Consider the following 14952-nt stretch of genomic DNA (forward strand, 5'->3'; position numbering starts at 1 on the left):
GACATGCTGGAGATATGTCCACACAGTCGATTCCCCACAGCACAGATCCTGCCTCTGTCGACCTGCCGTCGACTCCGGAGCGCCAGCTGTGGCAGGTGCGCGAGCTCATCGAAGAGTGCGGCATCACCGGTGATGCCGATCTGGTCGAACGCATCGTCATTGAGGGCCTCGGTCTCGGTGAAGACGGCGCCGATCGACTGAATCTGAAGATCGCTTCGAGTGCGATCTCAGAGATGAGGCAGGCGTTTCAACTGTTAGCGCGCTTCGACGGGCGCCCCAAGGTCACAGTCTTCGGGTCTGCGCGCACCAAACCCGACGATGTGCTGTACCAGATGGCTCGTGACGTCGCAGAACGGCTGGCGGCGATGAACTGGCTCGTCGTCACCGGAGCAGGCCCTGGCATCATGCAGGCGGCCACCGAGGGAGCCGGACCGGAGAGCTCGATCGGTGTGGCCATCCGGCTGCCGTTCGAATCGCCCAACCCGACTTTCACCGACGAGACCAATCTGGTCAGCATGAAGTACTTCTTCACCCGAAAGCTCATGCTGGTCAAAGAGTCGCAGGGGTTCGTGTGCATCCCTGGCGGGTTCGGCACGCTCGACGAGCTCTTCGAGCTGTTGACTCTGCAGCAGACAGGCAAGTCGGTGCCCACCCCGATCGTGCTGCTCGACCGTCCTGCCAAGGCTGTTCCGGAGGATGCCGTGTCTGCGCACGCGAGGCACACCCGAAGTCGAGCCGACTATGATCCTGCCGCCGATGAGGCTCCTCCACGCCCGATCGGTGGCTTCTGGAGCGGCCTGCGCCGTTTCGTCGACAATCAGCTCATTCCGTCGGGAGTGGTCTCGCCAGACGACCTCGACCGCGTGCTGATCACAGACTCGGTCGACGAGGCGGTGCACGAGATCGCACATTTCTGGAACAACTACGACTCGCTGCGCTGGGTGGGAAGCCGGCTGATCCTCCGGCTGCGCAACGCTCCGGCAGACAACGAGATCGCCGACCTCAACCGGCGATTCTCGTATCTGACCCCCGATGCGGCCATCTGCCGCACCGAACCGCTGCGGCCCGAAATGCGCGATCACGACAAGGTCGATCTGCCTCGTCTCATGCTCACGCCGGACTCACGTCAGATCGGCCATCTGTTCCAGCTGATCCGAGCGATCAACGACCTGCCCAGTGCTCCGCGCGGGTGAGATGAACCTGTTTGGCTCCCCCGATGCGAGCGAAGCGTCGGGGCTGGCACGTCAGCACGATCACCTGCGCCGAGCCGCCCAGCTGGCTGAGCACCGCGTTCAGCATCTCCAGTCGCTCCGGATCGGCGAAGCCGAGCGTGTCGTCAAGCACGACGGGTGCCCCGTCGTCTGACGAGACCAGCTGAGCGCAGGCAAGTCTGCCGATGAGCGCCAGCTGCTCTCGAGCGCCGGCCGACAACGAGTCGAACGGGATGGTGCGCCCGTTGAGGGTTCTCGATGCGATCTGCAGCGTCGGGCTGACCTCGACGGCGAAGTCGCGTCCGAAGACGCTGCGCCCCAGCCGTTCGATCTGGCGTCGGAACGGAGCCACGTAGCGCTGCTGGGCCTCGTCGCGGTGCCGCAGCAGCGTCTCGCGCAGTGTCGACACGGCCTGTGCGGCGCGGTTGGTTCGCGCCACATGCTCGTGCGCCGTCACAAGATCGGTGCACACCACCTGCAGGCGATCGTAGATGCCCTCCCCCGCCAGCAGTTTGAGCCGGCCCTGCAGCTCGTCACGCTGAGTGCGCACGTCTTCGAGCTCGGCGGTGGTGCTCTGCACCAGCCGCCGCGCATTCTCGGCCTGCAGCTCGATCTTCTCTGCGTCGGCATTCTGCAGGCGTCGTTTCGCCTGTTCGACGCCTTCGGCAGCCGACTGCAGAGAGCGCTCTGCCTGATCCACGAGCTCTTTGAGAGCGACGTCGCCGAGTGACTGTCGGTCGTTGTCGATTCTGGCGGTCAGCCGTTCGCATTCGGCAAGCGCCGCCTTGTAGGCTTCGGCCGCTCGCACCGCCGCAGTGGCCGCCTCAGTCAGCCGCTCGCGCGCACGTTCGTTCGCCTGCTGCGCGAGGGCGACCTCATGTTCGGTGTCCTCGAGTCGATCACGGGCATCCGACGATCGCGATTCGAGCACGGCCAGATCGGCCGAGTCGCGTCGAGGGGGCTCTGCAGCTTCGTCTGGTTCTGCTGTTCGGTCCAGCTCTGCAGCTTCGTCTGGTTCGCGCGGCTCGTCATCGCTGTGCAGGCGAGCTCGCAGGGTTTCGACGCGGGCTCGCAGTTCGGCGATCGCTTCCGGAACGTCATCGTCGACCTCGAGCATCGCCCGCAGCTCGGTCTCGGCCCGCTGCCGCTCGGCGTCGGCCGTGCGACGCAGTTCGGCAGAGTGCTCGGCGTCTTCGAACGTGGCGACCCCGTCTCTGCTCAACGCACGTTCGAGGGCCGACTGCGCGTGCTGCACGTCGGCATCGAGTTCGCTGGTCTTGGCCGCAGGTGCGACGTCGACGCGCACGACTCCCTCGACCTCAATGCGCACGTGGTCGTGCACGGCGACCTCACGTGCAGCGCCGGCGTCGAGTGAGATGCCGTCAAGCAGAACCGCATCGCCGCCGAGCCGCGTGGCCGTGATCTGCGCAGCAGCCGCGTCTCGCATTCGCGTCGCCACGTGCACCTCGGTCTGCAGCTTCGTCAGGCGTCTGAGCTTCTTGTCATCGATATGCTGCACCCGCAGCACGGCCTCGGCCGCACGGAGCTGTGCCTCTGACGCGGTGGCGCGCTCCAGCTGAGCGCCGAGCCGAGTCAGCTCGTCATGGTCGCGCCGCCGGCTCAGTTCGTGTTCGCAGCGGCGTGCCTGTTCGCGGGCGTCTGTCAGAGCAGTCGTCGCCGAGGCGACCCGTTCGGCAGTCTGCCGGGCATGCGTCTGAGCATCGGTCTGACTCAGTTCCAGTCGTTCCGCCTCGACTCGCTGTGTCTCTGCCTGCTGCCTCAGATCCTCGAGCTCATCGTTCAGCTCACGTCGTGCCTGCAGCTGGTCGCGCAGTGCGCCCAGCCGCTGCTGTGCACTCTCGTGCTCCCGCTCTGCCGAGGCCAGGCCTTCCTGCAGCACATGCAGCTCGGCGCTGCTGCGGGTCAGATCGGCGACGTCTGTGCGTGCCTGTTCCACACGCTCTGCGGTGTCGGCGGCCAGGCGCCGGCAGACGGCATGGGCATCAGCGGCCTCGTCCATCTCGCGGCTGCGATCCCGCAGATCTCTGTACTGCTGCGCCAGATCGGCCAGCTGCTGGCGAGCGTCTCTGACCGCTCTGACCGGGCGTCCGGTGGCGGTGAAGTACTGTGTGTACTCGCTTTCGACCCGCGCGAGCAGCTCGTCATACCCGTCGAAGTCGTCTGCCGACGTCTCAAGCGCCGTCTGCAGAGCGGGCAGCTGCGCCAGCTCCGGCTGGTCGAGCGAGTCGCCCTGCTGCACTTCCAGGGCGTGCAGCAGCCCCATGTCGACGGTCTCTCGCAGAATCTGCACGAAACGATCGTGCGCGTCATCGCCCGAGAGCGACTCGCCTTTGGGTGCGGTCACGGTCAGCTCGGTGATCGGCTGCACCAGCCACCGTTTGCGCATCGTCAGCGTGTACGGGCCGGTCTGCATGTCGATGGCCACTTCGGGCCCGGCATCGCGCCCCACCGGCTGCACGTTCCTGATCGAGCGATGCCTCGAGCTCGACTTGTACTCACGCACCAGACGCATGGCCTCGAGCACCGACGACTTGCCGACCTCGTTCGGCCCCTCCACCACAGTGACGCCTGCCCCGAACGCGATCGTGCGATGACTGATGCCGCGAAAGTCGGTGAGTTCGATCTGGGTGAGTCTCATCGCGCGCCTCCGGTCAGCCGATACAGCAATGAGAGCGCGTCCTGTGCAGTTCTGGCCCCCGATGCCTGCTCCCCGCCGGCGTTCTCTCCGTCGGCGGCGTCGAGCGCTGCCCGGACGGCCTGGTCGAATTCGGGATCGGACTCTTCTGCCACGTTCCCGTTCGCAGCCTCACTATCGTTCTCGCGCTCGACGTCGCGCTCGACCGCCACGCTGGTGCGCGCGTCTGCAGCAGACGGATCCTCGGCCCGACCGATCAGCTCGGTCAGCGCCTCCGAGGCGAAGCCGGTCAGATGCAGGTCTGAGAAGTCGCCGTCGTCCGGTCGTACGACCAGATCGCTGTGGCTCTCCCAGATCTTGATCAGCGCGAACAGATCACAGAACTCGTCGATCAGTGCGTCAAGACGAGCGCGCGACGAGGTCGAGAGCGTGCCCTGCAGCATCAGCCAGACGCCGGTTCGAGCCTTGTCCGGAATCCGTTCGAGGCGTCCGCGCAGCCGTGCGAGATCGTCGGCATCCTGCAGCGTCTCGGCGACCGTCTCAAACCGCCACGCGCCCACGTGCACGCGTTCGACCTGCACGCGTTCCGACAGATCTGCGTCTGGGTCGACGTCGACGACCAAGACGTTCCCCGGGTCGACCTCGCGACGAGCCGTCACCTCGGGCGTGCCCGGATACCAGATGCCCGTGGCGACCTCTGCGGTGGCATGTCGATCGCCCAAGACGGCGACGTGCACCATCCCCGCGGCGATGAGCGCGCCGAGGGCACCGTCGTCGATCGTGGCCGGGTCGGTCGCGTCCGGGTTCAGCGTCGCGACCGCCCCGTGCCCGGCCACGACCCGGGTCACGCCGGATGCCGGGGGCACCAGATCGGCGCAGGCTGCGGCGACGAGGTCGGCATCGGGGCGTTTCGAGAACCAGGGCGCTCCGACGAGCTCGACGTCGGCCGCCACGGCCACCGGAGCACTGTCACGAATGACGTGCACATGTTCGGGCCGTCGCGCCGTGAACTCCTCCGCGTCGTAGATGGAAGCGGAGTCGAGCGGATCATGGTTGCCCGGAAGCAGGTAGATCGGCACGGTGGAGTCGCGCAGCGCCTCGAAGGTGCGCGCGATCACCGACCGATCGAGCTGGTTCGTCTCGAAGACGTCGCCGCACACCACGACGAACTGCGCCTTTCGCTCGGCCGCGAGGCGGGTGATGCGCTGCAGCACGTCGAAACGCGCCTGGGCGAATCTGGGCCTCGTCTCGGGCTGTAGAAAGCCTGCGGTCATACCGAGCTGCCAGTCTGCCGTGGCGAGGAATCTCATGCTGGCAGTTTAACGACTGTGCCCGTCCCGACCGCAGAGCAGCGTCTACCGCCCGTGGCGCTGACCGCCCTTGCCGCGCGAACCGGCGAGCTGGCCGACTCCCGATTTGCTCGAGAACCGAGCGGCGCCGCCGGAGCGCTGACCGCCCTGCTTCGACGACGAGCCGCTGCGCGGATGCGAGCCGTGCGTCGAGGCGATGCCGTCGCCCGAGCGACGCGAGCGACCGCCGCGTGATTCCGCCGCACGACCGCCGTCACGACGGGCGCCGTCGCGACGTCCGCGTGAGTCCGAGCCGTTCCAGTCGCCGCGTGAGTCTCCGCTGTGCGAGCTGTGGCCGCCGCGCCCACCGCGCGACTCATGCGAGCCGTCACGCTGACCCGTCCCCTGCCCCTCACCGCGACGACGACGCGACTTGCCACGTCCCTGCCGACGGTTGCCCTCGGGCGTCTCCGGCGGCTTCGGGGCGACATACGGCGCCGCTTCGCCGACCAGTTCGACGACCTCAGGCGACTCGGCGGTCACCTTGATCGGCTCGACCGAGATCTTGGCCTGGCGCAGCATTCCTTTGAGGTCGCGGCGCTGCTCGGGCAGGCAGATCGTCACGACGTCGCCCTGATGGCCGGCGCGCGCGGTACGACCCGAACGGTGCAGGTAGGCCTTGTGCTCTGCCGGCGGATCGACGTGGATCACCAGCTCGACTTCAGGCACGTCGATGCCGCGCGCGGCGACGTCGGTGGCGACCATGACCTTGACCTCGCCCGACTCGAACTTCGCCAGATTGCGCTCACGGGCGTTCTGCGAGAGATTGCCCTGCAGGTCGACGGCGGGAATGCCGTTAGCCGTGAGCTGGCGCGCGAGACGCTTCGCATGGTGCTTGGTTCGCATGAAGAGGATGCGTCGGCCGGTTCCGGAGGCGAGGCGCTCGACGACCGCCTTCTTGACGTCAGGAGAGCTGACCTCGAAGACGTGGTGCGTCATCTTGGCGACCGGCGAGTTCGCCTCGTCGACCGAGTGCAGAATCGGGTCGTGCAGAAAGCGGTTGGCGAGCTTGTCGATGCCGTTGTCGAGTGTGGCCGAGAAGAGCAGACGCTGACCGTTCTTGGGGGTCGCGTTGAGGATGCGGGTGACCGCCGGCAGAAATCCCAGGTCGGCCATGTGGTCGGCCTCGTCGAGCACGGTGATCTCCACGGCGTCGAGGCTCACGAAGCCCTGCTTCATGAGGTCTTCGAGACGGCCCGGGCAGGCCACGACGATGTCGACGCCTGCTTTCAGAGCGCTGACCTGGCGCTGCTGCTTCACCCCGCCGAAAATCGTGGTCGCACGCAGATCGTAGGCGCTGGCGAGCGGCTCGATCACCGTCTCGATCTGCGTCGCGAGCTCGCGGGTGGGGGCGAGCACGAGTGCGACAGGCTGGCCTGGACGGCGCTTGCCGCCGGCAAGCTCGCCGGCCAGTCGTGAGACCAGAGGCAGCGAGAACGCGAGGGTCTTGCCCGAGCCGGTCTTGCCGCGGCCGAGCACGTCGCGGCCGCGCAGCGTGTCGGGCAGCGTGTCTGCCTGGATGGGAAAGGCCTCGGTCTTGCCGTCGGCCTCGAGCACCGAGACGAGCGGTGCGGGAACACCGAGTTCGGCGAAGGTCTTCTGAGTCGTCATGATGTGTGTGACTTTCCGCGGTCTCCACGACCGCTTGCGTCACCCGGGGCACGATGAGACCGCCATGCACACGCATGGCGCACCGTCCTGGTGACTGATTGGCGAAGGCGCCGGTCGGCGCATCCGTTCGCCGTATGAAAGAGATCTCTGCGCTGGGTCCCAGCTCGGGGCGAGGTCAGCGCGGGCTCGTACAGAGCTCAAGAGGCGTTCTACGACGCGGGCGAGCACGAATGCTCACCAAGCGCACCACACTACCCCATCAGCGCGAAGAACGCGACCGCCCGACCTCAGCAGCTCGACAGCACGTGCCGCATGGCCTCGGCCTCTGCTTGGGTCACCCACAGCGAATAGGCCGACTTCACCACGATTTGCCGCGAGACGTACGAGCAGCGGAACGATCTGTTCGGAGGCAGCCAGGTCGCGGCGTCTCCGTCGCCCTTGCGCGTGTTCGTCGGGCCGTCGACCGCCAACAGGTTGCGCGGGTCGTTGGCGAGCTCGAGCCGCTGATCGGCACTCAGCTGCTGCGCACCCTTCTGCCAGGCGTCTGAGAGTGCGACGACATGGTCGATCTGCACCGCCTGCGAGGTCTTGTCTCCGCGTACGAAGGCGATCGTCCGCCCGGTGTACGGGTCGTGAAGCGTGCCCGAGACCACTGTGCACGGGCCCCGACGCTGCACGTCGACGAGGTCACGGGCCAGCACGTCGTTGCGCGCGTCGCAGCCGTTGCGGTCGGGATCGCGCCACCCCTTGCCGAACTCGGATCGGGCATAGCCGGTCTTCGGCGCGCGGCCCTTCACCGGCAGCGATGCCAGCGTCTGCAGCGCCGCCTGCGCGTCTGCAGCGCTCGGCTGCGGTTCGGCGGATGCAATGCCCGAGTCGTCGACGGAGCCCGGCGGGGTCGCCGCAGAGCAGCCGACGCAGAGGCCGAGGCAGACGCCGAGGGCCGCAAGCACACCGAGCAGCCGCTGCAGACGGCGAGACGAATGGGTCATCCGTGCAGCGTACGCGTCTGGACGCTCACCCGAAGAGCAGCACGCCGCCCAGGCCGATCGCGGCGACGACGACTGTGGTCGACAGGGCGAGCACGAAGGGCCGTGCGCCCAGACGGCGGATCATGCTGAGCTTCACTCCTGCCCCGAGCGCGAACATCGCGGCGGTCAGCAGCAGCGTCTGAGCCGTGTGCGCCACATCGACGACGGGCTGTGGAACGATGCCGAGCGAGCGGATCACGACCATTGCGATGAACCCTGCGACGAAGAGCGGCATGATCGGCGGGCGGTGTGTGTGCGTGCCGTCGATCACAGAAGCCTTCCCGCTCGCAGACAGGCGGCGCTGCAGACCGATCACGGTCAGCACCGGAGCCAGCAGCAGAACGCGTGCGAGCTTCACGATCACGGCCGCTGCCAGCGCGCCGGATCCGACGGCCCCGCCGACGGCGACGACCTGCGCCACCTCGTGTACGGAGGCTCCCGCCCAGAGACCGGTCTGCTGCTCGGTCAGGCCGAGCCCGGAGGCCATCAGCGGCAGCAGGGGAATCATCACCGTGCCGTAGATCACCACGAGCGCGACCGCCGTGACCACCTCTTCGTCTCGGTCGTCGTCGAGCACACCGTCGATCGCGGCCACGGCTGCAGCCCCGCAGATCGAGAAGCCGCCGCCGATCAGCAGCACCTGATTCGGCGTCATCCCGAGCCAGCGTCCGACGAGCAGGCTAGAGCCGATGCCCACGCCGACCACGGCGACCACGACCACGATCATGCCCGGCCCGAGCGCCAGGACGTCACCGAAGACGAGCTGCAGTCCGAGCAGCACGACGCCGATGCGCAGCACCCGCTTCGCGGCGCTGGCGATGCCGGGTTCGAGAATGCGGTGCACGCCGCCCAGGTTGCGCAGCAGCACGCCGAGCGCGATCGCCACGAGCATGGGGCTGAGCACAGGCAGCCAGGAGCTCACCAGCAGGGCGAGTCCCATGCCGACGGCGCTGACGGCGAGTCCCGGCACGACCGCGCCGACGCGGTTCGCCCACGACACGGGCGCCGCCTGCGCCTGCGCCTGCGCGAGGGAGCCTCCCTGGCGCGGCTCGATAGTGGCCGCTCTGGCTTGGTCGTTGCTCTGGTCGTTGCTCTGATCGTCGTTCACCTGTCTCATGATCCTCTTCGCACGGCGCGGCCAGTAGTCCCGGAATTGCACCGATCACATATCATCGTGATATGACTCACAGATGGCCTGATCTGTCGGTGCTGGCGCTCATCGTGGGCGTCGACGACTTCGGCAGCCTCAGCGCGGCAGCGCGCGAAGCGGGAATCGCACAGCCGAACGCCTCACGCGCGATCAGCACGCTCGAGCGAGACCTCGGCGTGACGCTGCTGCGGCGACATCCCCGCGGCTCGTCGCTGACCCGTGCCGGGCTGCGTGTTGCCTCGGACGCACGAGTCCTGCTGCAGGCGGCCGATGCGTTCAGTGACCGCATCGACGAGGTCGTCAGCGGCGAGCGCGTCCGCCTCGACCTCGCCGCCAGTCTGACGGTCGCCGAACAGCTGGTGCCCCGATGGCTCGGTCGGCTGCGTGAGGCGCTGCCCGACGCCGACGTGCACCTGCAGGTACACAACTCGGCCGACGTGTTCGATTTGGTGCGCTCTGGCGACTGTCTGCTCGGCTTCGTCGAGACCCCCGATCAGCCCGTCGAGCTGCACACCCGTGTGGTCACGACAGATGAGCTCGTGGTCGTGGCGGCCCCGACGCACCCGTGGGCCCGTCGGGCCGATCCGGTCACCGCCGAAGAGCTCGCCCGCACGCCGCTCATCCTGCGCGAGCCGGGTTCCGGCACCCGTGCCACCGTCGACCGGGCTCTCGCCGATCACTCCCCTGTCGCCCCGGCCCTCGAAGCGGGCAGCAACGCGGCCGGGCTGGCCACGGCCGCAGCGGGTTCAGAACCGGCGGTGCTCAGCCGACTCGCCGTCGCACGCTGGATTGAGCGCGGCGAGCTCGTCGCCGTGCCGGTGACCGGCGTCGATCTGCATCGCGAGATTCGCGCGGTCTGGCGCGACGACCTCGTCTCGCCGGTCGCCCGTCGACTGGTCGCCATCGCCTGCGACGATCAGCGCTGAGCGGCGATCATCGCTGAGCGGCGATCATCGCTGAGCGGCGAGTGTCGCGAAGACCTCGTCGGCGACCTGCGGCAGCAGAGCGGCCGCGTCGCGCATGGCCCGCTCCGGTGAGCCGGCGCGGTCGACGAGCGTCGCCAGACGGCGGATGCCCACTTGTGCCTGCTGCGCGTCGTCGAGCGTGCTGCGCCCCGCGATCGCCACGACGGTTGCCCCTGCGGCGGCTGCGCTGCGAGCCAGTTGCACTGGCCCCTTGCCCTGCAGCGACTGCTCGTCGAGCGACCCCTCTCCGACGACCACCACGTCGGTGTGCGCGAGCGCATCAGAGATGCCCAACAGATCGGCGATCTCGTCACCACCGGAGCGCACTTCGGCGAGGCGCAGGGCGATCAGCGGCGCGCTGAACCCGCCGGCGGCACCTGCGCCCTCGACGTTTCGCACCTCGGTGCCGGTCTCGTGTTCCAGCAGCAAGCCCCAGAGCGTGAGCCGATCCTCCAGCGTGACCACAGCGTCCGCGTCGGCCCCCTTCTGCGGGCCGAACACCTGAGCCGCGCCCTGCGGCCCGACCAGCGGCGCGGTGACGTCGCTCGCGATCACGATCGCCGTCTCGGCGAGCCTCGGATCGAGCTCGGCCGTGTCGAAGCGCATCCCGCCTGAGGTGCGCTCCCGGCTGATGCGGTCCAGATCGCGCACGTCGCTGATTACGTGCTCCTGTGCATCGACGACGCGCAGACCGAGCTCGGTGATGCATCCGAAGCCTCCATCGGTGCTCGCCGAACCGCCGATGCCGATCACGAGTGATCGGTAGCCTTCGTCGAGGGCCAGCCTGATCAGCTCGCCGACACCGCGCGTGTTCGCTGCGAGAGCCTGCTCCGGTGTGGGGTGGCCTCCGTCGCTTCGGTCGAGTTCTGCCGGTACGAGATGCAGGCCGCTGGCCTGCGCCAGCTCGATGACCGCGGTGTCGCCCATCGTCGCCCACCGTGCACTCACGCGCCCCTGATCGGGCAGCGGCCCGTGCACCTGGGCGGTGTGCTCGGTCGCTCCGGCTTCGAGAAAGGCGTCGACCGTGCCCTCGCCCCCGTCGGCGATCGGCTTGAGCGTGATCTGCGCATCGGGCAGGGCCATGCTGATGCCTCGGCCGATCAGCTGCGCCGCCTCGGCCGCGCTGAGCGACCCTTTGAATTTGTCTGGGGCGACCAGCACGCGCAGCGCTCGGTCGGCGAAATCAGATCGAGTCGTCATGATCAGTGGTGTGCCATCAGTTCGAGACCGACCACCAGCAGCCCCAGTGCGGCTTCGGCCACCAGCACCAGGAGCTTCTGCCAGGCCGGCAGCTTCAGGCGTCGCACGGCGGCGAAGCCGATGCCCACCAGCCAGAGGATCAACAGGACGGTCGAAGAGCGCAGCGCGATCTCAAGTGTCCAGATGCCGCCCCAAGCCCCCAGAAGCATCAGAATCGGCAGGGCGATGGCCGTGGTCGCCCCGACCGAGGTCGATGCGGCGTGACGAGCCTCGCTCGCGGTGAACATGCGCTGATGCGTCACGAAGTGGGCGAGAATCTCGGCGAGGAACATGGCCAGCACCGAGCCGATGACGGTGACGATCAGCGTGGTGACCGCCTGCTGCGGGGTGACGTCGGCGTGAGATGCCAGCGTGAGCACGACGACGAGCGCTGTGAAGGTGATGTAGATGCGCTCTTTGAGTCGCGATGCGGCCGCTGCCCGCTGCTCGTCCTGCTGCTGCAGGGACGACTCGGCCGTCGCTGGAGATTCACTCGCTGGTGTTGGGGCTCCGGCCGCTCGCGTCGAAGATCTGCCCGCTGTGGCTGGGGATGCTGATTCATCGCTCATGTCTGCTCAGCCTAGCCGGATCATATGCCCCGCGGGTCGAACGGGCTACGGTGGAATCAGGCTGCGAAAGCCGAGAGAGGACGCTCACTGATGTTTCAGATCAAGCGCATCTACGAACAGCCCGCCGAGAGCGACGGGTTCCGGGTTCTGGTCGATCGTCTGTGGCCCCGAGGAGTCTCGAAGGCGCGTGCGCACCTCGACCTGTGGCTCAAAGACGCCGCACCGTCGCCTGAGCTGCGCACCTGGTGGAACCATGACCCGGCTCGACTCGACGAGTTCGCCGAGCGGTACCGGCAGGAGCTCGAAGCGAACCCGGCCGTCGACCAGCTGCGCTCCGTCGAGCGCGAGCACCCGACGGTGACCCTGCTCTACGCCGCCCGTGACCCGAAGGTGAACCACGCCCTCGTGCTGCGCGACTTTCTGCAGGGGTGACGGCGATGATCCGCTTCGTGACGCAGGCGGTGCTGACCGCAGTCGCCCTCTGGATCACCGCTGCGATCGTGCCCGGCATCGCCGTGGTCCCGTTCGCCGGCGAGCCTCCGATGAACAGCATCCTGACCTACCTGCTGGCAGCGGCGATCATCGCCCTGGTGAACACACTCTTCGGCACCGTGCTGCGCTTCATCAGCATCCCGCTCTACATCGTGACGCTGGGACTCTGGTCGTTCGTGCTCAACGGTCTGCTGCTCTGGACGGCCAGCCTGATCAGCAGCTCCTGGGGCTGGGGGCTGACCATCGATCGCTTCTGGTGGTCAGCGGTGTTCGGCGCGATCGTGCTCGGCTTCGCCAACTGGCTGGTCGAGCTGGTCGCCCGGGCAGTTGGCATCGGCTCTCGCGACTGAGCCCCACGTCACCGAGGATCCACATCACCGAGAATTCGACACGACCGACACGCCACACTACTATTGCGAACTATTCGCATTAGTTATGAGAGTGGTGTTCCATGCACGTCATCGACGCAACCATCGTGGGAGCGGGCCCGGCCGGCGTGGGCATGGCGGTCGCCGCCAACGCGATCGACGGCTTCGAGGTCTCGCTGATCGACGCCGGGCAGATCGGCCAGACCTTTCACGACTGGCACCCGGAACAGCGGTTCCTCACGCCGTCGTTCACCGGCAACGGCTTCGGCGCAACCGACCTCAACTCGGTGCACCCGAGCACCTCTCCGGCGTTCACATTGGGCGTCGACTACCCCGACGGCCCCGGCTACGCGCGCTACCTCCGTTCGCTGGTCTCGCATTTCCGCGTGCCGGTCGCCGAAGACACCCGAGTGCAGCGCATCACGCCCACCGACGACGGCTTCGAGATCGAGACCGACCGTGGGCGCGGCCGCTCTCGCACGCTGATCTGGGCGGGCGGCGAACGCAGTGAGCCGCGCCTGCCCGGCATCCGCGGCGAGCATCTGCTGACCCATTCGTCGCATACGGATGCCTGGGCCGAGCGCAGCGGACGTCTCGCGGTGATCGGCGGCGCCGAGTCAGGCATCGAGATCGCCTGCCATCACGTCGAGCGAGGTGCCGAGGTGTCGGTCATCGACGCCGAGCGACCGTGGGGCCACGGAGTCGACGGCGATCGACAGGCCGACCCGTCGTTCGGGCTCGCCCCGCGCACCCGCATCCGCATGCGCGCCGCCCTCGAGACCGGCCGCCTCGAGCTGCGAGATGCGAGCGCCACCGCCGTGGTACGCCACGGCACCGGCTTTCGCGTCAGCACCTCGCGCGGTCCCGCGGTGCTGAGCGAGACGCCGCCGATCGCGGCCACCGGCTACGGTCCAGGGCTCGGTCCCGCATCCGAGCTCTTCGACCGGCGCGACGACGGCTGGCCGCTGCTCACCGAGCACGACGAGTCGACCGTCACCCCTGGTCTGTTCCTCACCGGACCGGCGCTGCGGCACGACGACGAGCGATTCTGCTTCGTCTACAAGTATCGACAGCGTTTCGCCCATGTCGCCCGCGTGATCGGCGAGCGGGCCGGCCGCGACTGCTCGGCGCTCGATCTCTGGCGCGAGCAGGGCATGCTGCTCGACGATCTCTCCTGCTGCGGAACGAGCTGCGCATGCTGAAGGGCCTGCACCCCGCGACAGTCGTCACGGCGCTGCTGCCGGTGCTCGCGATGGCGGTCGGCAGCATCATCGCGAGCGTCTCGACCACGGCCTCTGCGGTCGCCGGGGAGCTGACCGATCCGCTGGTGCTCCTGCTGGTGGCGATGCTCTTCGTCACCCTGCCCGTCGGCCGCCGCGCAGACGTCTCTGACACGGCACCTCAGCGAATTCGCCCCAGCGCGCCGCTCATCGCTCTGGCCTGGGCGATGAACTTCGTGGTCGTTCCGGTGCTGGCCCTCGGGATGACTTCCTTCGTGCTCCCGGACGATCCCCTGCTGCGGCTGGGCGTGATGATCTACCTGCTCTTTCCCTGCACCGACTGGTTTCTGGGCTTCACACGGCTGGCACATGGCGACACGGTGACGGGTGCGGCGCTGATTCCGATCAATATGGTCACGCAGCTCTCGCTCTACCCCGTGTACCTGAGCTGGCTCACCGGTGCCAGCGTGATCTCGACCGTGGCAGAGATCGGGCCGGCGCTGCTGCAGTGGTTCGCACTGCCGGCCCTCTGTGCTCTGGCTGTGCGCGCGGCGCTGCGACTGACGGCTCCGGCCGACGTGCGCGAACGCATCCTGGGCGTGCTCGACCACCTCGTCACACCCGTGATCGCCGCGCTCATTCTGGCGCTGTTCGCGGCCAACGGGTCGACCGTCGTTCAACATCCGGCTGCCTTCGGCCTCGTCTTCGTCACCGTCTTCGTGTTCTTCGTGGTCTCGTGGTGGCTCGTCACCGGCGTGTCACATCTGACTCGTCTGCCCTATTCGGCGCATGCGCTGCTCTCGATGACCACCTCGGCCCGAAACGCACCGACGATGCTCGCCGTGACAGCCGTCGCGCTGCCTGGCCAGCCCGTCGTCCAGGCAGCGATCGTGCTCGGCATGCTCGTCGAGTTCCCGCATCTGACGGTGATCACACAGCTGCTGCTCCGGCAGCGTTCCCGCCGGCCGGCCGCACCGACGACGCGCCTGACCTGGCGTTCGTACGCATCCTGACCTATACTGTGCGACTGTCGGCTGTCGTTGACAGCTGACCAAGTGTTCGAGAGGAGGTTCCGCCATGATGGTACGCAA

Annotated in this window: 13 protein-coding genes; 6 read left to right on the forward strand and 7 right to left on the reverse strand. The window is 67.8% G+C overall.

Going from position 1 to position 14952, the window contains the following annotated elements; all coding sequences use genetic code 11:
* The first annotated feature begins 14 nt into the window (after nt 1–14).
* The gene (locus F8O09_RS02620) at nt 15–1193 is read left to right on the forward strand and encodes an LOG family protein (RefSeq protein WP_158053840.1); all 1179 of its coding nucleotides are present in this window, start codon (nt 15–17) and stop codon (nt 1191–1193) included.
* On the opposite strand, the gene F8O09_RS02625 is transcribed toward F8O09_RS02620, so the two are convergent.
* From F8O09_RS02625 to F8O09_RS02645, 5 genes are all read right to left on the reverse strand, one after another.
* Nucleotides 1162–3870 (reverse strand): AAA family ATPase, encoded by a 2709-nt coding sequence (locus F8O09_RS02625; RefSeq protein ID WP_158053841.1) that lies wholly within the window; start codon nt 3868–3870, stop codon nt 1162–1164. The genes F8O09_RS02620 and F8O09_RS02625 overlap by 32 nt on opposite strands.
* Nucleotides 3867–5177 (reverse strand): metallophosphoesterase family protein, encoded by a 1311-nt coding sequence (locus F8O09_RS02630; protein ID WP_158053842.1) that lies wholly within the window; start codon nt 5175–5177, stop codon nt 3867–3869. Before F8O09_RS02630 ends, F8O09_RS02625 begins: the two co-directional genes overlap by 4 nt.
* A 45-nt stretch (nt 5178–5222) precedes the next feature.
* Entirely contained in the window at nt 5223–6827 is a 1605-nt protein-coding gene (locus F8O09_RS02635; protein WP_158053843.1) for a DEAD/DEAH box helicase, read from the reverse strand.
* 287 nt (nt 6828–7114) lie between these two features.
* Nucleotides 7115–7819: an HNH endonuclease family protein gene (locus F8O09_RS02640; RefSeq protein ID WP_158053844.1), complete on the reverse strand. Its 705-nt coding sequence runs from the start codon at nt 7817–7819 to the stop codon at nt 7115–7117.
* A 25-nt stretch (nt 7820–7844) separates the two neighbouring features.
* A complete protein-coding gene (locus F8O09_RS02645) occupies nt 7845–8975 on the reverse strand; it encodes a YeiH family protein (RefSeq protein ID WP_158053845.1) in 1131 nt (376 codons plus the stop codon).
* Between the two features lie 62 nt (nt 8976–9037).
* Between F8O09_RS02645 and F8O09_RS02650 the strand changes: the two genes are divergently transcribed.
* Nucleotides 9038–9934, forward strand: coding sequence for a LysR family transcriptional regulator (locus F8O09_RS02650; RefSeq protein ID WP_158053846.1), 897 nt, complete (start codon nt 9038–9040; stop codon nt 9932–9934).
* A 24-nt stretch (nt 9935–9958) separates the two neighbouring features.
* Here F8O09_RS02650 and F8O09_RS02655 read toward each other — a convergent pair whose 3' ends face one another.
* Together F8O09_RS02655 and F8O09_RS02660 are read right to left on the reverse strand one after the other, a co-directional pair.
* Nucleotides 9959–11173, reverse strand: a complete 1215-nt coding sequence (locus F8O09_RS02655; RefSeq protein WP_225732821.1) for a glycerate kinase — start codon at nt 11171–11173, stop codon at nt 9959–9961.
* A 2-nt stretch (nt 11174–11175) separates the two neighbouring features.
* Nucleotides 11176–11781 carry a hypothetical protein gene (locus F8O09_RS02660; RefSeq protein ID WP_158053847.1) on the reverse strand — a complete coding sequence of 202 codons (606 nt, stop codon included), beginning with the start codon at nt 11779–11781 and terminating at the stop codon, nt 11176–11178.
* A 90-nt stretch (nt 11782–11871) separates the two neighbouring features.
* Between F8O09_RS02660 and F8O09_RS02665 the strand changes: the two genes are divergently transcribed.
* From F8O09_RS02665 to F8O09_RS02680, 4 genes are all read left to right on the forward strand, one after another.
* Nucleotides 11872–12213, forward strand: a complete 342-nt coding sequence (locus F8O09_RS02665; RefSeq protein WP_192497526.1) for a DUF488 domain-containing protein — start codon at nt 11872–11874, stop codon at nt 12211–12213.
* 5 nt (nt 12214–12218) lie between these two features.
* Nucleotides 12219–12623 carry a phage holin family protein gene (locus F8O09_RS02670; RefSeq protein ID WP_225732822.1) on the forward strand — a complete coding sequence of 135 codons (405 nt, stop codon included), beginning with the start codon at nt 12219–12221 and terminating at the stop codon, nt 12621–12623.
* A gap of 101 nt (nt 12624–12724) precedes the next feature.
* Nucleotides 12725–13843: an NAD(P)/FAD-dependent oxidoreductase gene (locus F8O09_RS02675; protein ID WP_158053848.1), complete on the forward strand. Its 1119-nt coding sequence runs from the start codon at nt 12725–12727 to the stop codon at nt 13841–13843.
* A complete protein-coding gene (locus tag F8O09_RS02680; RefSeq protein WP_158053849.1) occupies nt 13837–14874 on the forward strand; it encodes an arsenic resistance protein in 1038 nt (345 codons plus the stop codon). The genes F8O09_RS02675 and F8O09_RS02680 overlap by 7 nt, the downstream gene beginning before the upstream one ends.
* Nucleotides 14875–14952 lie beyond the last annotated feature (78 nt).

The organism is Pseudoclavibacter sp. CFCC 11306 (genome assembly GCF_008831235.1).
Lineage (GTDB): Bacteria > Actinomycetota > Actinomycetes > Actinomycetales > Microbacteriaceae > Pseudoclavibacter_A.